This is a genomic window from Aliidiomarina taiwanensis (assembly GCF_003987015.1).
GTDB lineage: Bacteria > Pseudomonadota > Gammaproteobacteria > Enterobacterales > Alteromonadaceae > Aliidiomarina > Aliidiomarina taiwanensis.
Window position 1 is genome coordinate 334329 of sequence record NZ_PIPQ01000001.1, and the last position, 20301, is coordinate 354629.

A 20301-nucleotide genomic window follows, 5' to 3' on the forward strand; every position below is an offset into this window, starting at 1 on the left:
TATGCTTAAAGCATCATTAATCCATAAATTAGAAACGCTTCAAGAGCGTTACGAAGAAGTACAGGTATTGCTTGGTACCCCTGAAATTATTTCGGATCAGGAGCAGTTTCGTGCCCTCTCCCGTGAATACTCTCAATTAGGTGAAACGGTTCAATGCTTCAATAGCTGGCAGCAAGCAAAAGAAGACCAAGAAGCTGCTGAAGAAATGATGTCTGACCCTGAATTAAAGGAAATGGCAGAAGAAGAGCTGGTGGACGCACAAGAACGTTTAGAACGCTTAAGTAAAGAGCTGCAAATACTGCTTTTACCGCGGGACCCGAACGACTCACATCCTTGTTACCTTGAAATACGTGCGGGAGCCGGTGGCGACGAAGCCGCCATTTTTGCTGGAGACTTGTTTCGCATGTACAGCAAGTTTGTGGAAGAAAACGGTTGGCGTATGAGTGTTATCAGTGCCAGTGAAGGCGAACATGGTGGTTTTAAGGAAATAATTGCCCATGTTATGGGTGACGAAGCGTATGGCCGGATGAAGTTTGAGTCGGGTGGGCACCGTGTCCAGCGGGTGCCGGAAACAGAGTCGCAAGGGCGTGTGCACACCTCGGCGGTGACGGTGGCGGTGCTACCGGAAATACCCGCTGCAGAAGCCATTGAAATTAACCCAGCAGATTTACGAATTGACACGTACCGGGCTTCGGGAGCCGGTGGTCAGCACGTAAACCGAACCGACTCGGCGGTTCGTATTACGCACATACCAACGGGCGTTGTGGCGGAGTGTCAGGAAGAACGTTCACAGCATAAAAACAAAGCGAAGGCCATGTCTGTGTTGACTGCTCGACTACAAGCAGCAGAAGACGAGCGTCGGGCTGCGGAAGAACAGTCTACCCGCCGTAGTTTGGTGGCGAGTGGTGACCGTTCAGAGCGTATTCGTACCTATAACTATCCGCAAGGTCGCGTGACCGATCACCGCATTAACTTAACTTTATATAGGTTAGACGACGTGCTCGAAGGCAACTTAAACTTGATTCTGGACGCGATCGTGATTGAGCATCAAGCCGACTTACTTTCGTCGCTTTCCGATGGTGGCGAATGACCCTAGAAGAGGCCTTAGCTGAGGGGGGATTACGCTGCGCAGAAAGTGAAACCCCGAAGCTCGACGCGCAGTTATTACTGTGCCATTGCTTAGGGGTAGACCGCACGTATTTATTGACCTGGCCAGACTCTGTTTTACCCATCGCCCAATTAACCCTGTATCGCGAGCTTTTGTCACAGCGAGAAAAGGGTGTGCCTATTGCACATATCCTTGGTTATCGTGACTTCTGGACCTTTCGCTTGAAAGTAAATGCGAGCACGTTAATCCCTCGGCCAGACACGGAAGTGTTGGTGGAAACATGCCTAGACTTCCCCTTAGCCGAGAACAGCCGAGTGCTTGACTTAGGTACTGGAACCGGGGCGATTGCGCTGGCGCTGGCTTTGGAGCGTCCTCACTGGCAAGTTGACGCTGTCGATGTGGAAGCTGAAGCCGTCGCTTTAGCACAGTTCAATCAGCAGGCTCTAGGTTGCACGAATCTTCGGGTACTACAAAGCAATTGGTTTAGTTCTGTGCAACATCAGTACCAGTTAATTGTTTCAAATCCGCCCTATATAGACGAGCAGGACCAGCACTTACAAACGGGCGATGTGCGTTTTGAACCCTCATCGGCATTGGTTGCTGGCCAGCAAGGTTTAGCTGACATTTACAATATTATAGAAGCGGCGTCAGCTTACTTAATCAATGGCGGCTGGTTGGCATTTGAACATGGCTATGACCAAGGGGAAGCCGTGCGCACTTTCTTTGCGTCCTGTGGGTATGTCAATGTAGCGACAAAGCGCGATTATGGGGGACAAGAGCGGGTCACTTATGCGCAAAAGTATAATTCGCATATACTGCTATAATTAAAAATTATTACTCCTACTAACAAGTAGTTGCCATAATGATATGCTATGGTCATAGTGAGTTGTTTACAGTGTTTAGGGAATAGGTAATCTGAATGGGCGCTACATATCTTTTTGCAGAGGAACCGCAACAACAAGAGCTACCAGAAGAAAGCTGGAAAATACTTATTGTTGATGACGAACCAGAAGTGCATGCGGTGACCAAGCTGGCTTTAAGCGATTTTCAGTTTTTAGGGCGTGGTCTTGAGTTTCATAGTGCTTATTCTGGCATGGAAGCGTGCGAGCTTGCCAAGGCACACCCGGACGCAGCTATCGTTCTACTCGACGTGGTCATGGAAACCGATGACGCCGGCTTAAATGTCGCACGCTATATTCGAGAAGAGCTTAATAACCGCTACACCCGTATTATTCTACGAACCGGCCAGCCTGGCCAAGCGCCCGAACGCACTGTTATTGTGAATTACGACATTAACGACTATAAGTCGAAAACCGAGTTAACGGCTCAGAAGCTTTTCACGGCTGTTATGTCGAGTTTACGCTCCTACCGCGACATTATTTCTATTGTGCAAAGCCGCACCGGGTTAGAAAAGATCATTGCGTCCATGAACAACTTATTTGTCCTGCAGTCCATGGATCAACTTATCTCGGGTGTGGTGCAGCAACTTGGCTGGTTAATTGGTGGAGCCCGACAAACCATTTTTGCCACGGTCGATCGTTCGAACAGGACCGAATTCAAAGTGCGTGCCGCCTATGGTGAAGACGCTGACCAACTGGCAGGCCAGCTACTCAAGTCTGCGCTACCGAAAGAAGCACTGGTGGAGTTAGCGGGTGTAGTGAAAACACATAGCACTTATTATGCGGACGACTTTGTTATCGCCTACTGCGCGAGTGAGAGCCAGCCGGAAGGGGCGTTATTATGCTTAACAGGGCTGGTGCGCCCTTTAAATGAACGTGAGCGTGAAATGCTGCAGCTGTTTGCAGACAATGTACAAGTTGCTCTCGACAACGTACTCTGCTTGCAGGACTCGAATCAGCTGTTTTCTGACTTAGCGACGCGCTTGGTAACTTTAGAAACAGAAGCTTATGCATTGCATCCGGAGCAACGCTCTTTATATGTGCAGACTATTGACCAGATGACAGCATTACTTGAACTGTCAGGCGAAGAGCGCCAACATTTAGGCACTGCGGCAGGAGTGTATGAGCGCATTGTTAGTCGCTTTATAACCCCAGACGGCAGCATGGCAGAGCGTATTTCCCCTACCCAAAAACGCTTAATCCAAGCCGTACGCCCACTGCATGCGTCACCCCACCCCGTGGTTAATACTGCGGTGCAGGCGCTCGAAGAACGTTTAGAACGGTTTGACGGCATGGGCTTACCGCAAGGGAGTGAAGGGGAGCAGGTGGCATTCGCAAGTTATCTGTTCAATATTACCGGGCTCTTTATTGAACTAGTGAAGCAAGATTTACCATTAGAAGATGTGGTGGCACGTTTAAGAGAAGAGCAAGGGAATTATTTAAATCCAGCCTTGTGTGAGCTTATTATTGAGCATGCTCATAGCCTGTATCAGTTTGTTTTAGAACACGAATAAGGAATTATATGTACCTGATGTTTAAACATTTGCACGCCACCCTGGCAATGCTTAGTCTGGTGTTTTTGTTGTTGCGGATATTTTTAGCCTGGAAAGACGCAGCCGTACTCGACAAAAAATGGCTTAAAGTGACCCCTCACGCAGTAGACGGTTTGTTTGTTGCGAGTATTGTCGGCCTTTTAATTGCCACTCAAGCGCACCCGTTTACGAGTAGTTTTCATACAGAGAAGCTGATTGGATTTATAGCCTATATCGCTTTCTCAGTGCTTACGGTGCTTGCACTGCGTGGCCGCTTCCCTATTAAATTAAAAGCTCCTTTTGCGGCAATGGCCATACTCACTTGGTTTTGGATGGTCAAAGTGGCCATGCTGAAACAGCCCATTTTACTCGCATCTCTTTAAGCGAAAAGACTAACTATGGAAAACATTATGAGTTTGCAGAATATCCATATCGGTAATATTGAAGTAGCAAACAACAAGCCGTTTGTGTTATTTGGTGGCATGAATGTGCTTGAGTCTGCTGAATTAGCAATGGAAATTGCTGAGCACTATGTAGAAGTGACCACAAAGCTAAATATTCCGTACGTGTTCAAAGCGTCGTTCGATAAAGCGAACCGCTCGTCGATGCATTCGTACCGCGGCCCCGGCTTAGACAAAGGCTTGCAAATTTTAGCTGACATTAAAGCCAAATTTAATGTGCCGATTCTTACGGATATTCACGAGCCCTTCCAGGCTGCACCGGCAGCAGAAGTGGCCGATGTTATTCAATTGCCTGCGTTCTTGGCCCGTCAAACCGATCTAGTGGTGGCGATGGCAAAAACAGGGGCAGTGGTGAACGTGAAAAAACCGCAGTTCTTAGCGCCTCACGAAATGCGCCATGTCATTAATAAGTTTGTGGAAGCGGGGAACCAGCAAGTTTTACTGTGTGAGCGCGGTAGTAGTTTTGGCTATAACAACCTCGTAGTGGATATGCTTGGCATGGACGAAATGAAAAGCATGGCCCCAGTTATTTTTGACGCCACCCATGCTTTGCAGCGCCCAGGTGGGCGTGCTGACTCGGCAGACGGTCGGCGAGCACAAGCAGCGCAACTGGCCCGAAGTGGTATGGCTTTAGGTATTGCAGGCTTATTTATAGAAGCGCACCCGAACCCGGACGAAGCAAAGTGTGACGGCCCTTGTGCCCTCCCTTTGAGCCGCTTAGAAGGGTACTTACAGCAAATGAAAGCGGTTGACGACTTAGTAAAAAGCTTTCCAGAGCTTGACACCTCCATTTAAAAGCATAGGTTAAGCTTGTTCTCGCTAGCGCCCTCAGGTATGGTTAAGTCATATTCAAACACCTGTTTAAAACAAGGGCGCTATGAGCAAGGCTGCAAAAACAAGCGAGCAAATACTCCGTGCTGCCGAAAAGCTCTTTTCGGAAAAGGGCTTTGAAGCAACATCTCTCCGTGAAATCACCCAGTCTGCGGACGTTAACTTAGCGTCTGTAAATTATCATTTCGGCTCGAAGAAAGGTCTTATTCAGGCTGTTGTGGAGCGTTACCAACGGGTTTTTATGCCCGCCCTAAGTGCTGAACTGAAACGTTTGGAAGACCAAGGGAATGTGTCCACTGAAGGCATTGTGCAGTGTTTTGTTGGCCCTCTTGCTGCTTTAGAGCAGGTTTGTGCAGGGGGCGCTGAAATATACTTGAAGTTGCTCGGGTATGGGTACAGTGAAATTCAAGGACATTTGCGAAAGTTCACTATGCAGCGGTTTGGCGATGTGGTGCAACATGCCTTTCGACTTTTCCAGACAGCAAACCCGAGCTTTGCCACCGAAACTTTATTTTGGCGTTTGCACTTTGCCTTGGGCACCGTATTGTTTGCGCAAGTTTCAGCAAGAGCCCTTATAGAAATAGCCAAAGCAGACTTTGCAGACCCCAACCCAGAAGCTTATATGATGCAGCGTCTGCTGGCGTATGTTGCCGCAGGCATTTCAGCCCCTGAGGCCACCTTTTTATCAACAACCAGGAGTAAAGTCGTATGACACTTTTACTTTTAATAGCGGTTGCAGTATTTATTTTATTTGGCGTGCCGACGGTGCGCCGCCGTTTTATTAGTCAGCCAGCTTTTCGCTTTTTTAAGCGGGTACTACCGCCTATGTCGGACACAGAGCGGGAAGCAATTGAAGCCGGCGATGTTTGGTGGGACGCTGAACTTTTTTCTGGCCGCCCAGACTGGGAACACTTACTGGCTACGAAAGCGCCGAGCTTTACTGAAGATGAGCAAGCCTTTATTGATAACCAGCTGGAAACCCTTCTAGCCATGCTCGATGACTTTCACATTGTCGTGCATGATCGCGACTTACCAGACGAAGTTTGGGATTACTTAAAGCAAGAAGGCTTCTTTGCCATGATTATTGGTAAAGAGTATGGCGGGCTCGACTTTTCAGCAGCCGCCAACTCTCATATTGTGGCGCGTATTGCCACGCGGTCTATTAGCGCTGCCGTAAGTGTTATGGTGCCCAATTCCCTGGGTCCAGGTGAATTGCTAACCCATTATGGTACGGACGAGCAAAAGCAGCGTTGGCTGCCGGCTTTGGCTAAGGGTGAAGAGTTACCTTGCTTTGCGTTAACAAGCCCGGAAGCGGGCTCGGATGCCGGTGGTATACCCGACGTAGGTGTGGTGTGTAAAGGCGAATTTGAAGGGGAAGAAGTTCTTGGTATTCGGGTGAGTTGGAGCAAGCGTTATATTACCTTGGCTCCAGTTGCCACAGTATTAGGGCTTGCCTTTAAGCTGTATGACCCCGAGCAGTTGCTGGGCGAAAAGGAAGACATAGGTATAACCTGTGCGCTGATCCCAACAAACCATCCAGGCGTTGTGATTGGTGACCGTCACTTCCCTCTGGGCCAAGCTTTTCAAAACGGCACCACCTATGGAGACGATGTCTTTATTCCGCTCGACTGGATTATTGGGGGGCGGGAGTACGCAGGAAAGGGCTGGCGCATGTTGGTAGAGTGCTTGTCTGCCGGCCGTGGTATTTCACTTCCGGCTTTAGCGACAGCAACGGGCCACACGAGTGAGCGTATGACAGGAGCCTATGCTTTTGTTCGCCAACAATTTGGTTTATCTATTGGTCACTTTGAAGGTGTGCAAGGAGCTATGGGTAGAATAGGGGGCCTTAACTACAGTTTAGAGTCTACTCGGCGCTTAACCGTGACCGCCTTGTGCGAAGGGTATAGCCCGTCAGTTATTACAGCGATTACCAAGTACCATATGACAGAAATGGGCCGTGTAGTATTGAACGATGCGCTCGATATACATGCGGGTAAAGGCATTCAAATGGGGCCATTAAATTACTTGGCTAGCCCTTACATGGGCGTGCCTATTTCTATCACAGTTGAGGGAGCCAATATTTTAACCCGAAATCTGATGATTTTTGGTCAGGGTGCTACGCGCTGTCACCCGTACGTATTAAAGGAAATGGCAGCGGCCGCAAACAGTGATGAAGAACAAGGGCTAGACCAGTTTGATGGCTTGCTATTGAAGCATATAGGTTTTGCCTTAAGTAACACCTTTGCCAGTTTATGGCATGGTCTCACAGGGGCTCACTTTGCAGCGTCACCTGTGAGCGGTGAAGTGGTGCGCTACTATCAGCAGCTGTCACGCATGAGCCGTGCCATGGCCCTCTGTGCTGACGTGGCCATGTTAAGTTTAGGTGGCGACTTAAAACGCCGGGAAATGACCTCTGCGCGTTTAGGCGATGTGCTTTCCCACTTGTATATGGCGTCCGCAGTATTAAAACGTTACGAAGACGAAGGGCGCATGCACTCAGAGCTTCCATTTGTGCGTTATGCACTTGACCACCATTTGCACTGCATCGGTCAGGCGTTTGCTGATTTATTTAAGAATTATCCGAAGCCTCTGATTGGTTCTGCTTTGAAGCTTCTCATTTTCCCACTGGGTATACGCTATGCTGCACCAAAAGACGAAGACGCCCGTGCTATTGCCAGCAGTATGATGGAGCCCAGTACGATGCGCGATCGTCATACTTTCCTGTGCTATTGGAAAGACTCGCCAACCGACACGACAGGGCATATGGAATTAGCTTTCCAATTAATGCATGCGCTGAAACCCTTGTATAAGCGTTTGCACAAAGCAGAAAAAGAAGGGCAACTAGACGCGAACCTGAGTGGCGAAGCTTGGGTTGAGGCCGCTGTGGGATTAGGGCTGCTCACGGAGCATGAAGCAGAGCAAGTCAAACAGTGCGAACTTCTCCGTCAGCGCGCCATTGCGGTCGACAGCTTTGCCTTTGAGGACGTAAAGCAAGGCACATTTAAGAGCAAAACTGCGTAAAGCAGCTTTGCTCTTAGCGCTTAGTGTTCACTCAAGCGTTTATCAATCAAAGGGTCTCGTGTTAACGGGGCCCTTTGTTGTTTCTGAGCCATACTTTGTACACCCACCTCGGCAGCTGGGCAGGCGCCTTCATTTACATAGTGGTATGCGGTAGCTAGCAGCGGGTCTTGGGGCGAGCCCCAATCAGCAACGACCGTGTCTTCCGCGGAGCAGGTAACAGGCAAGCCGTCAAAGTAGTCACCGAAGCCATTGGCATTCACGGTTTGGAAGTTAATGGCGAATAAAATCTCATCACAAATTTTGGTTGGGCTTTGACCCACTGGTTTGCCACAGGTTTGCTCGCCAATGGTGATGACTTCAATAAAAGGCGTTAAGCTATTAATAACAAGCTCAGAGGCAGAGCAGCTGCCTTGTGATGTGAGTACATACACTCGGTCTAAGTTCATGCGGGTAATACCACCGCCTAAATCGAATAAAATCGACTCGGGCTGGTAGTTTTGGTTGTAGTTGTAGGTTAGAAAAGTGCGGTGCTCAACTCGATGCCAAGCGGTTTGCGAAGCTAACTGGTTGGCAATGCGAATTAACCCGCCGCCATTGTAGCGCAAGTCAATCACCAGTTCGTCCACTCCAATGAGCTGGTCTAATGCTGTGTTAATGTCCTCTTGGGAGCGGTCAATAAAGGAGTCAAAAACAAAGTAACCCACTTCTCGGTTACCCACTTGCTCGCGTTGAGTGTGGAATACAGTATTGGTTTCTACGGTTCGCTTTTCTATGGTTGCAGAGCTCACAGACTCGTCGGGGCTTCTCCACATCAGCGTAGTGGTGACACCCGGTTCATTCGGACCAAAAATATCGGCGTTGGTAGCGGTACCTTGCCGAATACGCTCTAACCAAACTTCGGTAGAAACCCCATTTATTTCAATAATATCGTCTGCTCTACGAAGCCCTACTTCAGCTGCTGGTGAGTCTGAAAAGACATAACGGACCTTCATTACGCCTTCTTCAAAGCGGTTCTCCGTGGAAAAGCCATAGCCAAAAAACTCCGCATTCACGTACCTATCCGTGTACTCTTGCTCTGTCATAATGAAGGAAAAGCGGTCCTTTGAACTTTTGATTGCGTTGAGCAATTCGTCCATATTGGCGTAAGCACGCGGGTTTATGTTTGCAGGTAAGTCTTCATTCCACAGGTAGTCGCGTTGCATAATAGAGAACAAAGTAGCGTTTTTACTAACAACGGAACAGCTGCCACCAATGCCTTGGTCGTTGGAGTCGCTTCCACCGCAGGCAGAAACAAGAAATGGCATGACGCACAGGGTAAGTAATTTTTTGCGCATAGGGCACCTATATAGCAAAAGAAATAAAACCTATAATGGGTTAGCATAACTTAATTTACACGTTTGTGGATATAAGGCAAAGGCAAGTATGAGTGGTCTAATAATTGATATTGCAGGGCTTTCGCTAACAGATGAAGACAAAGAGGTGCTGCAGCATACTGATGTAAAAGGGCTTATTTTATTTAGCCGGAACTATGCGTCACCTCAACAATTACGTCAGTTAATTGACGAAATACGCACTTTGCGGGGCACCAATTTTCTTATTACGGTGGATCATGAAGGGGGGAGGGTGCAGCGTTTTCGTGAAGGCTTTTCTGCTTTGCCACCTATGGCTGCCCTTGCCGAACGGTGGGGAGGAAACACGGAGCAAGCGAAACAAGACGCCTATGACTTAGGTTGGTTGATGGCGGCAGAGCTGCGCATGTTCGATATCGACTTAAGCTATGCACCTGTACTGGACTTGATGGGAGAAAGTACAGTGATTGGCAACCGTGCTTTTTCAGCGCATCCGTTGCAGGTTGAGCAATTGGCAAGCGCCTTTATGCAGGGGATGGCAGCCGCCGGTATGCGCTGTGTCGGAAAGCACTTCCCTGGCCATGGAACCGTTGTCGCAGACTCCCATATTGACATCCCTATTGATGATCGCAGTTTCGCGAGTATTCAGCATCATGATCTCACCCCCTTTAAAGCGTTAGCCTCCCGTCTCGATGCGGTGATGCCTGCTCATGTTATTTACAGTGAGGTTGACCCGCTACCTGCTGGTTTCTCGCCTTTTTGGTTACAGCAAGTACTGCGTCAAGAATGTCAATTTGAGGGGGTCATCATAAGTGACGACCTGCTTATGGAAGGTGCCCGTGTGGTTGGCGATGTTCCAGCGCGCGCCCGAGCAGCGTATGAAGCAGGTGCGGAGCTGCTGTTAGTCTGCAATAACCGCAAAGCAGCAATGGGAGTACTAGAGCTTGCTCCGGCACCTTTAGCACGGCGTGATGCTGCAGCTCTGCTGTTTGGCAAAGCCTTTCAAGAGGACCTGGCCCAGAAACAACAAAGTTTAGCTACTCTCGCACAGTATTCAGAAAAGGTATAAGCCAAAGCTTAAATACAGTCAAATTCCTGGCAAATAACACCCTTCCTGCCTAAAACAGTCATGTCATCAAATGATCGACATGGAGCTGAATAAGCAGGGGGACCTTATGAAACACAGGCAAAGAAACAAGCAAACAGGACAAGGGATGACAGAATACATTGTTATTCTGGCGTTGGTCGTAGTATCTGCCATTGGCGTGTATTCCCTTTTAGGTAAAACCGTTCGAAACCAAGTAGCGGGAGTCGCAAAAGAAATAGCGGGGCAGTCTTCCAGCCAAGAGCTGAACGAAGCGAAAGGCGCCGCCCAAGAAGCGTCAACAAAAGCAAAGCAGAATTATGGTCTTAGTGACTATGACGATGCAAGCTAAACCCAAACTAAAAAGGCAGCATGGACAGGTATTGATGCTTGCTGCCCTTTTTATGGCTGGGTTTTTGTTTGTCACTTTAGGGGTGGTGCGCTTAACGCTGCAATCGCAAGAACAGTTACATGTTCAGCATGTGGCTGATTATGTGGCAGATGCCGCAGGCATTATTGCCGCACGCGACTTAAATTTCAAAGCGGTTACAAACCGGGCGATGCTGGCAAATGAAGTGGTTATCGGCCAGCTCATGGGGCTGAGCTCGTGGTTTTCTATGGGGAGTAAAACCATGGAAAATATCGCCCTCATTTCCGCTTGGGTGCCTTATCTAGGACCCGTTATGCAGGGGGTCAGCAAGGTTGTCAAAGGGGCAGACCAAGCCATCAAAAAAGCCTTGCCCGCTGCCGTTAAAGCCCAACAACTCGTGCTGCAGCTATTACAGTCTGCACAGTTCACTTTCCATGCAGCTAGCTGGGCTTCCAGCATTCTGACCATGCAAGAAATCGTCGAGGCCAGTCATCCGGAGTATGAATTAGCGCTGCTAAACCATGCTTCATTGCAGTCCTTCAAAGATGTGTGGATGAAAATGCAAACTCGCCGTTCTGGGCACGCTCAGCATATCGAGTATATTCGCATGGTGGCTGAAAGCCGTGACGGGTTTAGCCAGAAACGTACCTACCGATGGCTGACATTACCCTTTGTGAAAGCGAATAAGCTAGGTGCCAGCGAAGTAGGTCAGCAAGCGGGGAAAGTGTACTGGCATGCTATAGACACAACAGCATTGCAAGTGGGTGGTTTCTTTACAGACAAAGAGCTACCACTTGGCTGGGGGGCGAATTACTTACAGAAAAAGCTCCCCTACAAACTAAAAGGGCTTGGCTATGGTGGCAGTTATAAAGTACTGCCTTTCAGCAGTTACCTTGCCGCGAAAAGTGCGTTACCTATTCCAGGGGGCCATCAGGTGCCAAGCCAATACGTACTGACAGACTACACAGCGCCTGTGTACATCACGGTGGCTGTGCGCAAACCCGCAAATGAAGAAACAGGGGCTCCAAAGCGTTGGGGGGTTGGGCGCACGGAGCTGGTGTACTCCCGTCCAGCAAAATGGTGGCCTCGGGCTGATCAAGCATATGAGAAACCGAACTTGTTCAATGCCTTCTGGCGCCGCCAAAAAGCCCCAGTTCACCCGGTGGAGTTGGAATTGTTGGGGCTGCAAATATGAAGATTATCTGCCGCTTTACTTACTCTAAAAATATAAAAGGACAAGCCCTCGTTGAGCTTTCCCTTGCCCTTTCACTTTTTGGGTTGTTTGTTATATGGGGGGTGCCTTTACTACACGAACAATTAGTGGCGCGTGCAGAAATACAAGAGCAAGCACAAATTATACTTCGGCAAGCGCCCTGGAGAGACAGTTTAGGCATGGAACAGTTGGACTTAGAAATGGTCCAGCAAAGGTACCAGTATCAAAGCCGGGCAGTGCCCAGCAGCCAACTGTCTATTACAGATGATTATGGCTTAGGCAGCAAGGTCGCTTCCCTCTGGGAAACATTAAAGCTGGCCGACGGACTGACTATGCCTTTACGTAACATGTACAGCTTAACGCTGAGCCAACCTGAGCAAGAAATAGCCTGGATGAACTTCGTACGTTTAGCTGACGACTGGTCCCCTTCACAACCAGAGGACCTGACAGGACGGCCTCGTCGGCTCACCACCACAAGCCTTTTAGAAGGTATTGATATTGCGACTCTACAAGCGGTGACTGCGAAGTTACCTATGGCAAAAGAACTCCACCCTGACCAACTGATATTTGGTTATGTAAATGAAGATGTGGTGCCTGAGGGCGCCTTATGTGAGGGGCAGGCGTGTCATGATTAACCTATTAATGCTTGCCGTGTGGCCCACTTTAATAAGTCGAGAGCCTCTAGGAGAACCAGTGCAAATAGCAGGGTTAAGTGTGCAAAGCTGGTTTGTGTATGAACCCTCTGACAGGGTGCAACAGCAGTTAGTGCAAGCGGACTGTCTCGTTTTGCCTGTCACGTCAACGACAAGCTGGCAATGCTTAACCAACGAGGTGATGTATACATGGGACTACTCAGTGCAGCCGAGTATATGGAGCGAAAGCCGGCGCCTTGAGGAGCAAACGCAACAGCATATTAGCTGGAACGGGGTTCATATGAGTGTGGATGTCAATCGTACGCCTTTGTATCAGTTATATCACCAGACACGTCAACAGGCTCGGTCGGAGGGGGCGCAGGTTTATTTAAACCAGCAGTTTCAAAAGGCTTTTGTATGGGCTTGGTGGCAACGAGGTCTGGATATAACGGTAACCGGGTGGCAAGACGAAGAGGGAATTAGCCACTTATTGCGTGTGGAGCGGAATCGGCAACCATGACAAATAAACAGCAAATGAGGAAGGGCTTTCCTATTGTTATTTGGTTGCCAGCAGTATTAGGTGTTGTCACCGCATTCATTAGCTGGTGGGCTATCGAAAACTATATAGAGTTAAAAGTTTCTGAGCGCCCGCGTCTGCCGCCTTTGCCCGTGGAAGAGTTACATGTGGTGGTTCCAAGGCAGACTTTAACCCCAGGTGACACGCTGAGCCTAGATTTGCTGGCAGCGCGGTCCTTGCCAGCCAAAGCACTACCAGACGACGTGTTCTTTGCCGAGCAGGTAGAGGAGCTTATGGGTCATGTGGTGACAAGCGAAGTAAGGCAAGGAAAGCCTATTCAACGCTTGCATTTAATGGCGGAGAGTACGCTGGTGTTGAGAGAGCGTATACGTTCAGGTTATACCGCGTTTACCTTGCCCCTCGTGGCAGAGTGGACCCATGGACACAGTGTCCAACCTGGTGACACCTTTGACTTTTATGCAGTTCAGTCGAGGGGGTGGGAAAAGCTATTAAGCAATATTCAATTGATGGACTTCGTGCCACAGCCCTCAGCAGCAGAGCGTGCAATGGGCATACAGCAGCGTGCTACCCACGGCATTTTCGAAGTGCCAATAACCGCTTATGCGCAGCTTTATACGTTACAACAACAAAGGTTGTTAGTCCCTGTTATACAAAGCATCCACTCTCAGGGATCGCCTGATCGTTTGGCACTTCCTAAGGTCACCGAGATTATTCACCCAGATGGCGTAAGCGCATATTCAGAGGAGGAACGTCGATGAAACGCGGCAAAGCCAACCAGTTCATACTTGCTTTGTTGTTTCTGACCTTCGGGGTGTCCGAAGCGAACCCGCTCAATATGATAGACCTGACGGTGAAGCAGTCTCATGTGTTGAATGAAGGCCAGCAAGCAGGTGAAACCTCATTGTCACGGGTAAGTGTTTCAAATCCTGAAGTTGTTGCTGTTCACAGCAGTGACCAGGACCTCCTTATTTTTGCGTTGCAGCCAGGAACGAGTCAAATCACCTTGTGGTACGAGAATCAGCCTCGACAGCAGTTTCATGTGAATGTGTACTCAGAACAGCGCTATATGCTAAATCAGTTTTTAGACTTGTTTTTGCAACATGCTCGTATTCAACGACACTCGACTCCAGAGCGAGTGTGGTTGAGCGGTCAAGCAACACGTGTAGAAGCAGCACAGTTAAGTTCTTTGGCCGCTAGCTTTGAAGAACTGGATGTGTCGCAACTTGAACAGCTAGCTGCTGACCCACAGATGATAGAAATGGAAGTGCACGTGGTGGAGTTTAATCGGCGCTTTTTAAAACAGCAGGGACTGAGCTGGAACCCATCAGCCCAAGGCCCTTCTTTTGGTTTACTCAGTGACTGGCTAGGAGGGCGTCGGTTTCGTTTATTTCACGATACAAGCGACGCATGGCAGCCTTCTGTCAATGAATTAGGAGCTCAGTCGTGGCAAGGACTTTATGCTTATTTAGGTTTACATACACAACTGTCTTCTACTCTTAGGTTGCTCGAAGAGCGGGGCGAAGCGCGCATTTTAGCCACGCCAAAGTTACGGCTCGAGTCAGGCGCGTCGGCTGAATTCTTAGCGGGTGGTGAGTTGCCTTTGCCACAACTTAATAAAGACGGCGCTATGGATGTCACGTTTCACCCTTATGGCATAAAAATAAACACCACCGCTGTACGTCTTAATAATGGCTTTATCCGTACCGAAATAGAAGCGGAGTTAAGTCGTATCGACCATGCTGTTGCAATTCAAGGGGTACCTGGCTTACTGACTCGGCGGAGCCGTTCGGAGGTGGTACTCCCGCCCCGGGAAACGATTGTTTTGTCAGGCTTGAAAAGCTCGGAGGATCAGCAACAACGAAGTGGCTTACCTGGGCATCGGGGCCTCTGGCAAGGGCTTATGCAGTTAGGCTCGGCTTACGAGAGTGCACGCAAAGAAACAGAACTACTGGTGTTTTTAACGCCACGCTTAGTGGCTGACGAAGAAGCACAGGAGCAAGAGCGTCAAGCACGCACTGAGGGCTATCGTCGGCATCTAATGCGTGCGGGCTGCCGAGGACTCAAGGATATGGGCAATTAAGAAATAAGGAGAGCACATGGACGTGTTTCAACAGTTAAAGCAACAAGCCCTTGGGCTGCTCGATGTGCATAGGGCGAAAATAGATCACCTGTCCGATGCGGAAGTGCGAGAATACCTTGCTGGTATTATTCGACATGCAGCAGAGCAAGTACCTGCATACCATGCAGAGCCTCAGCAGGAACAATTAATTGCTCAAGTGTTAGACGACTTGCTAGGGCTTGGCCCGCTTGAAGTCTTGCTGCGCGATGCAGGCATATCAGAAATTATGGTCAATCGCTTTGATACTGTATTTATTGAGCGAGCTGGGCAGCTCACTCGCAGTTCAGTGACCTTTGCAGATGAGGCCAGCGTTCGCCGTACCATCGAACGTATTGTGACGCCGCTTGGGCGACGCATTGATGAAAGCTCACCAATGGTAGATGCACGCTTAGCGTGTGGCTCTCGTGTCAATGCGGTTATTCCGCCGCTTGCTATAGATGGTAGCTCCATCACAATTCGAAAGTTCTCACAAACGCGTCTGCGCTTAAATGACTTAGTGCAAAATGGGAGCTGCAGTGAACCTATCGCTGAATTTTTAAAATTTGCCGTAGGGCTGAAGCAAAACATTCTTATTAGTGGGGGGACAGGTAGCGGTAAAACAACCTTGTTAAACGTACTTGCCGATGCCATTCCGACGAACGAGCGTATTATTACCATTGAGGATGCGGCAGAGCTTTCCTTGCATAAAGACAACCTGGTGCGTTTAGAGTCTCGTCCTGCAAACCAAGAGGGAGAAGGGCAGATAAGCATCCGGCAGCTGGTTATAAATGCCTTACGGATGCGCCCTGATCGCATTATCGTAGGCGAGTGTCGCGGTGGTGAAAGTTTAGATATGTTGCAGGCGATGAATACGGGACATGATGGCTCCATGACCACTCTGCACGCGAATAGCCCTCGAGACGCTTTAAGACGCTTAGAAACTATGGTTCTTATGGCTGGGTTTGAATTGCCCTTGTTAGCGGTCCGTCAGCAAATAGCAAGCGCTGTTCAGCTGATTGTACAAATAACACGAAATGCAGAAGGGCAACGGCGTATTACGTCGGTTTGTGAAGTGCAAGGCATGGAAGGGGATGTGGTATGCCTTTCAGAAATATATAAATGGGAACAGCAAGTGGGGCGTCATCTTGCTTGTGGTGAAGTGCCTTTGTTTTTCACTGGAGCACCTGACCGACTGCGCCCGCAGCTTATGGCGTGCTTAGCGGAGCTTACATAGCATGGCTTGGCTTATCATCCTGTCTATCTGGCTGCTAAGCAGCATCCTTATGGGCGGTGCTTGGGTGTTGTTTAAACGCTTAGTGGCGCACGTTGAGCACAAATATGAAGTGCGGTTACAAAAAGGGCTCACCGAGTTGTTTATGTTTTTATCTGCTCGGCAGTTATTGGTGTTGTGGCTGTGTGCCTTGTTGTTTATGTTGCTAGCCATGATAGTGCTGCAACGCAGCGTGTTTGTTAGTATGTGCTGCTTGCTGGCTACTTTGGCGCTGCCACCTCTTGGCTATCGGCACTTAGTCCGTCGACGCCGACAGCGTTTTGTGGCGCAGTTGCCCGACGCCTGCATGCTCATCGCGAACGCGCTGCGCACAGGCAGCAGTATAAGCAATGCTCTATTTTTTGTTCGCACACATGCAGCAGCCCCCCTTTCCCAAGAGTTTAGTATTTTAGCTCGCAGCTTGCGCTTAGGCGCCAGTCTAAGTGAAGCCTTAGCAAGCCTGTACCAGCGTTTGCCATCCGATGAACTTGAGCGCGTCGTCACAGGGTTACTATTAGGGCAAGACTCCGGTGGTCAACAGGCGCGCTTATTAGAAAAGATAGCCGCTAGCTTACGCGCCCGTGCTCAACTATCACGGCGGGTACAAAGCTTGTCGGCCCAAGGTAGGCTGCAGGGTAACGTTATGTCAGCGCTGCCTTTTTTCTTATCGGCTGCACTGTGGTTTCTTGAGCCTGCAGCTATGAGACAGTTAATGCACTCTCTGTTTGGCTGGGTTTTGCTTGGCAGCATGTTGCTGCTTATTAGCATCGGGCATTGGCTAATTTATAAAACGGTACGCATTGAGGTGCCCTTATGAGTATGTACCTTGTCGCGGTTAGCATCAGTGTTTGGAGCGTGTCGGCCGCTGTGATTTACTGGGTAACGCAACCGGAAGGCCACAGGAAATGGTGGCCTATGTGGTGTGCTTATTTCTTTCGCTGGGTGCCTCAACCCGTAGCAAACACGTTGCGTCAGCCGTTAATACTAGCGGGCTATTCAAGCAAACAAGTGGAAAGCTGGTTTGGACGGGTCGTCGTAACCACGCTGCTTGGAGGGGGAATCATTGTGGCTTTCTCATCTTTCCCTCTACAGCTTGGTGGCGCTGCTTTGTTGATATATGTGTGGTTACCCTATTTAAATGCAGGCCGTCACGCAAAACGAAGGCAACAAGAAGCTGTGTATGCATTGCCTGTCGTTATGGACGGTTTAGCCATGTTATTGGTAACGGGGGTACCGCTTGTTTCTGCTTTGCAGCGGAGTATGAGTCAACATAAAAGCCATGCGCTACAAGAAGAGCTACAAGTGGTTTTACAGGATATACGCATGGGAACCAGCCTAGCACAAGCGCTAGAAGGGCTTTGTCAGCGTTTGCCGCGGCCGGAAATACGCTTATTCGCAAATCTGTTATTGCAGTCGAGCCAGCAGGGAAATAGCTTAGCGCCTTTGCTTGAGCAGCAGGCCAAGGTGAGGCGTGAAGTGACGACAGCGGACCTAGAGCAATATGCACAAGAAGCTCCGGTTCGATTACTTGGTCCCCTCGCGCTATGTATTTTTCCAGCAACGATTCTTCCTTTTATTGGGGTCATTGTTATGAAGGTGTCGAACGGCTTATGAGACAGGCAAAGCACAAGGAAGTGCAGGTTGCAGTAAACGAGCAACTGCTGTTCCGACTCCGGGTAGCGAATACTTTTCGGCAACGGTTATTAGGCTGGCGCGTGCGCGGCTCGTGTCATGGTATGTGGTTGCTTCCGTGCCGCTCCATTCACACTTTTGGAATGCGAATACCTCTTGATTTACTGTGGCTGACGGCAGACCTCACATTAGCTCGACTGGATCGCCAGGTAACGCCTTATCGGCTGAGTCGCTGTAGCTCTGCGTTCAGTGTGATTGAGCTACCAGCAGGCGTAGTGCCAGCAAAAGTGAATTCAATAAGGCTAGTAACACAAGGAGGTGCACCATGAGGTTAATGGTATTTGTTTTTATTGTCAGTCTATGTGTTGGGTGTAGTCACCGGGCGGTATCCGACTATGAATTGCAAGTGATGGATTCCCGTATAAACCAAGCTTATAAAAGGGGCGACTTGGCCACAACCGAAGCACTATTGCGACGAAAACTGAAAGGCCAGAAAAGCGACTTCACGGCTTGGTTGATGCTCGGTGAGGTACTGATGCGCAGCCACGATTACAGCGCTGCTCATTATGCTTATCAAGTGGCGACAGAACTAGCGCCTGACCATGCCAGTGCTTGGTACCAGCTAGCGTTAAGTCATTTGCGTTTAGCTACAGAAGCACTGATTGAAGCAGACACGCATGGGGAGCGAGACCAACCCTTGCCTTTGTTACTTTGGTTGCTGGAATTACAAACAGGGCAACCCGTTGATGTACATGCGCTATGAAGCATCAGTCTGGCTTTATACTCGTGGTTTTTGTTGGCTTGTTAATGGCAGGTGCAACAGCGCTCTGGCTAGTACAAGTCACTGCCGCTTACCATGAACACGAGCGAGCACTTGCGCATTTACAGCAGCAATTGCATACAGCCCGTGTTCAACTGTTTTGGCAGGCCATAGAAAAAGAGCCAGCTGACACCTGGTTAAACTGGCAAACCCATCCAGATAGGCTAACTTGGCTTGAGTCACTCAAGCAGCAAGGCCTACAGGCTAAAATAGAAGTTCATCCGCTGCGTTTAGTTGTGGAGCTTCACTCAGACAAGCGTGCGCACATGCTAAGTAACCGCTTGGTTAAAAGCGTGGCGCAAGGCAGTGAGCTTCATTTAAACGTACCGGAACAGCAACCACAAGATACCCAGGCACAAAGCATTCAACGTATAGCAGACACTCCACAAGTGATGGCAACCGACTTGCGGGGGGCCTGGGGCTTGATATCGAATGCGCAGCAGGTTTCGGGTAAGGGCTTAGTCGCACAAACGGTGCAGTCTGAATTGCTACACGCCAAGCAAAGCCAAAGCGACAGTGCCAATATACAGCAGGTCACCAGCCATTCGCTCAACACTGCAATAAAGGTGGTAGCTCAAGGAATTGATAGCCAGCAGCTACTTGTGTCTCAAACTAGCTTTGACGAAGCAACAATGGCTCAACTGCAAGCGCAGAACATGGTTGTGCAGAAGGCTCATGTGCCCCTGATGCAAATAAACACAGGCGTGGTCGCACACACGAAAGCGAAAAAAATGAACGTCTTAGGTGTTCTCTCACTGACTGGGCAAGAGCAGCTTGGAATCACCCAGTTTCAAGAGAGTTTGAGCACCTTGGAACAGGCCATTTACTATTGTTTACATGAAAGTAAATGGTGTTTAGCACCCATAAAGCCGACTTTGCATAGGGTAGACTGTCAGAATTGTCAGTCGCAACAATATGCTGAGTATTTTTTGTCGGTACTGGAGTATGAAGTAAGTAATTGCAGGCATGGCTGTGGTATTCGCCTACAGGTGCCGAACAATATTGAGGCTCATTGTCCAAAAGCAAGCATACCTGCTGGTGGGTCGGGTAAGCTACGCTGTGAGGTGTCGGGTAATTTAATAGACGCCTCAGAGTATAGCTTTGTGGTACAAGCCCAGTTGTATAGCATGAAGAACCCGTCGGTATACTTACAACAGGCGAAAGCAGTCCAGTGGCAGTTATTAGCAACGGAATGTGAAGCTAAAGACGTCAGCGTCACTATTTTAGAGCGGTGGCCACCCGCTACTTATACGTTGACGCTTCCAACTTTTCCAGGTGGCGAAACGTACGCATGGTATGGGAATATTGAGTATCCATGCAACAACACTGCAAATAATCAGCTGATGTTTTGCGATATGGCAGCCTTTTGCTCACGTTATGGAGCTTGGCAAGACATTCAAGCCAGCTGCATTTGTCGCGACTGGTAATATAAATAAAGGGCTG

The 20301-nt window shown here is 49.1% G+C and carries 21 protein-coding genes; 20 read left to right on the top strand and 1 reads right to left on the bottom strand.

The features are described 5' to 3' along the window. Position 1: 1 nt before the first annotated feature. The 7 genes from prfA to CWE15_RS01590 all read left to right on the top strand — a co-directional run bounded on the left by prfA (position 2) and on the right by CWE15_RS01590 (position 7852). Positions 2-1090 (top strand): peptide chain release factor 1, encoded by a 1089-nt coding sequence (gene prfA, locus CWE15_RS01560; RefSeq protein WP_126756294.1) that lies wholly within the window; start codon positions 2-4, stop codon positions 1088-1090. Then, complete coding sequence (gene prmC, locus CWE15_RS01565) at positions 1087-1932, top strand: peptide chain release factor N(5)-glutamine methyltransferase (protein ID WP_126756295.1); 846 nt, start codon at positions 1087-1089, stop codon at positions 1930-1932. The genes prfA and prmC overlap by 4 nt, the downstream gene beginning before the upstream one ends. A gap of 95 nt (positions 1933-2027) precedes the next feature. Further along, complete coding sequence (locus CWE15_RS01570) at positions 2028-3521, top strand: response regulator (protein ID WP_126756296.1); 1494 nt, start codon at positions 2028-2030, stop codon at positions 3519-3521. 8 nt (positions 3522-3529) lie between these two features. Further along, entirely contained in the window at positions 3530-3922 is a 393-nt protein-coding gene (locus CWE15_RS01575) for a SirB2 family protein (RefSeq protein ID WP_126756297.1), read from the top strand. Between the two features lie 27 nt (positions 3923-3949). Further along, positions 3950-4795, top strand: a complete 846-nt coding sequence (gene kdsA, locus CWE15_RS01580) for a 3-deoxy-8-phosphooctulonate synthase (protein WP_126756298.1) — start codon at positions 3950-3952, stop codon at positions 4793-4795. A gap of 82 nt (positions 4796-4877) precedes the next feature. Continuing rightward, the gene (locus tag CWE15_RS01585) at positions 4878-5543 is read left to right on the top strand and encodes a TetR/AcrR family transcriptional regulator (RefSeq protein ID WP_126756299.1); all 666 of its coding nucleotides are present in this window, start codon (positions 4878-4880) and stop codon (positions 5541-5543) included. Then, on the top strand, positions 5540-7852 hold the full coding sequence (locus CWE15_RS01590; RefSeq protein WP_126756300.1) for an acyl-CoA dehydrogenase: 2313 nt from the start codon (positions 5540-5542) through the stop codon (positions 7850-7852). Before CWE15_RS01585 ends, CWE15_RS01590 begins: the two co-directional genes overlap by 4 nt. Before the next feature lie 20 nt (positions 7853-7872). On the opposite strand, the gene CWE15_RS01595 is transcribed toward CWE15_RS01590, so the two are convergent. After that, on the bottom strand, positions 7873-9186 hold the full coding sequence (locus CWE15_RS01595) for a S41 family peptidase (protein WP_126756301.1): 1314 nt from the start codon (positions 9184-9186) through the stop codon (positions 7873-7875). 88 nt (positions 9187-9274) lie between these two features. On the opposite strand from CWE15_RS01595, the gene nagZ reads away from it, so the two are divergent. From nagZ to CWE15_RS01660, 13 genes are all read left to right on the top strand, one after another. Then, positions 9275-10270, top strand: a complete 996-nt coding sequence (nagZ, locus tag CWE15_RS01600; RefSeq protein ID WP_241971827.1) for a beta-N-acetylhexosaminidase — start codon at positions 9275-9277, stop codon at positions 10268-10270. 106 nt (positions 10271-10376) lie between these two features. Continuing rightward, positions 10377-10637, top strand: a complete 261-nt coding sequence (locus CWE15_RS01605) for a Flp family type IVb pilin (protein WP_126756302.1) — start codon at positions 10377-10379, stop codon at positions 10635-10637. After that, complete coding sequence (locus tag CWE15_RS01610) at positions 10621-11850, top strand: hypothetical protein (protein WP_126756303.1); 1230 nt, start codon at positions 10621-10623, stop codon at positions 11848-11850. The genes CWE15_RS01605 and CWE15_RS01610 overlap by 17 nt, the downstream gene beginning before the upstream one ends. Then, on the top strand, positions 11847-12503 hold the full coding sequence (locus CWE15_RS01615) for a hypothetical protein (protein ID WP_126756304.1): 657 nt from the start codon (positions 11847-11849) through the stop codon (positions 12501-12503). Before CWE15_RS01610 ends, CWE15_RS01615 begins: the two co-directional genes overlap by 4 nt. Then, entirely contained in the window at positions 12496-13020 is a 525-nt protein-coding gene (locus CWE15_RS01620) for a hypothetical protein (protein ID WP_126756305.1), read from the top strand. The genes CWE15_RS01615 and CWE15_RS01620 overlap by 8 nt, the downstream gene beginning before the upstream one ends. Then, on the top strand, positions 13017-13796 hold the full coding sequence (locus CWE15_RS01625; RefSeq protein WP_126756306.1) for an SAF domain-containing protein: 780 nt from the start codon (positions 13017-13019) through the stop codon (positions 13794-13796). The genes CWE15_RS01620 and CWE15_RS01625 overlap by 4 nt, the downstream gene beginning before the upstream one ends. Next, a complete protein-coding gene (locus tag CWE15_RS01630) occupies positions 13793-15118 on the top strand; it encodes a type II and III secretion system protein family protein (RefSeq protein WP_126756307.1) in 1326 nt (441 codons plus the stop codon). Before CWE15_RS01625 ends, CWE15_RS01630 begins: the two co-directional genes overlap by 4 nt. 16 nt (positions 15119-15134) lie before the next feature. After that, the gene (locus CWE15_RS01635; RefSeq protein WP_126756308.1) at positions 15135-16370 is read left to right on the top strand and encodes a TadA family conjugal transfer-associated ATPase; all 1236 of its coding nucleotides are present in this window, start codon (positions 15135-15137) and stop codon (positions 16368-16370) included. 1 nt (position 16371) lies between these two features. After that, the gene (locus CWE15_RS01640; RefSeq protein ID WP_126756309.1) at positions 16372-17223 is read left to right on the top strand and encodes a type II secretion system F family protein; all 852 of its coding nucleotides are present in this window, start codon (positions 16372-16374) and stop codon (positions 17221-17223) included. Further along, positions 17220-18020, top strand: coding sequence for a type II secretion system F family protein (locus tag CWE15_RS01645; RefSeq protein WP_126756310.1), 801 nt, complete (start codon positions 17220-17222; stop codon positions 18018-18020). The genes CWE15_RS01640 and CWE15_RS01645 overlap by 4 nt, the downstream gene beginning before the upstream one ends. Then, positions 18017-18367 carry a DUF192 domain-containing protein gene (locus tag CWE15_RS01650; protein WP_157980693.1) on the top strand — a complete coding sequence of 117 codons (351 nt, stop codon included), beginning with the start codon at positions 18017-18019 and terminating at the stop codon, positions 18365-18367. The genes CWE15_RS01645 and CWE15_RS01650 overlap by 4 nt, the downstream gene beginning before the upstream one ends. After that, positions 18364-18801 carry a tetratricopeptide repeat protein gene (locus tag CWE15_RS01655; RefSeq protein ID WP_126756312.1) on the top strand — a complete coding sequence of 146 codons (438 nt, stop codon included), beginning with the start codon at positions 18364-18366 and terminating at the stop codon, positions 18799-18801. The genes CWE15_RS01650 and CWE15_RS01655 overlap by 4 nt, the downstream gene beginning before the upstream one ends. After that, the gene (locus tag CWE15_RS01660; RefSeq protein WP_126756313.1) at positions 18798-20285 is read left to right on the top strand and encodes a hypothetical protein; all 1488 of its coding nucleotides are present in this window, start codon (positions 18798-18800) and stop codon (positions 20283-20285) included. The genes CWE15_RS01655 and CWE15_RS01660 overlap by 4 nt, the downstream gene beginning before the upstream one ends. Positions 20286-20301 lie beyond the last annotated feature (16 nt).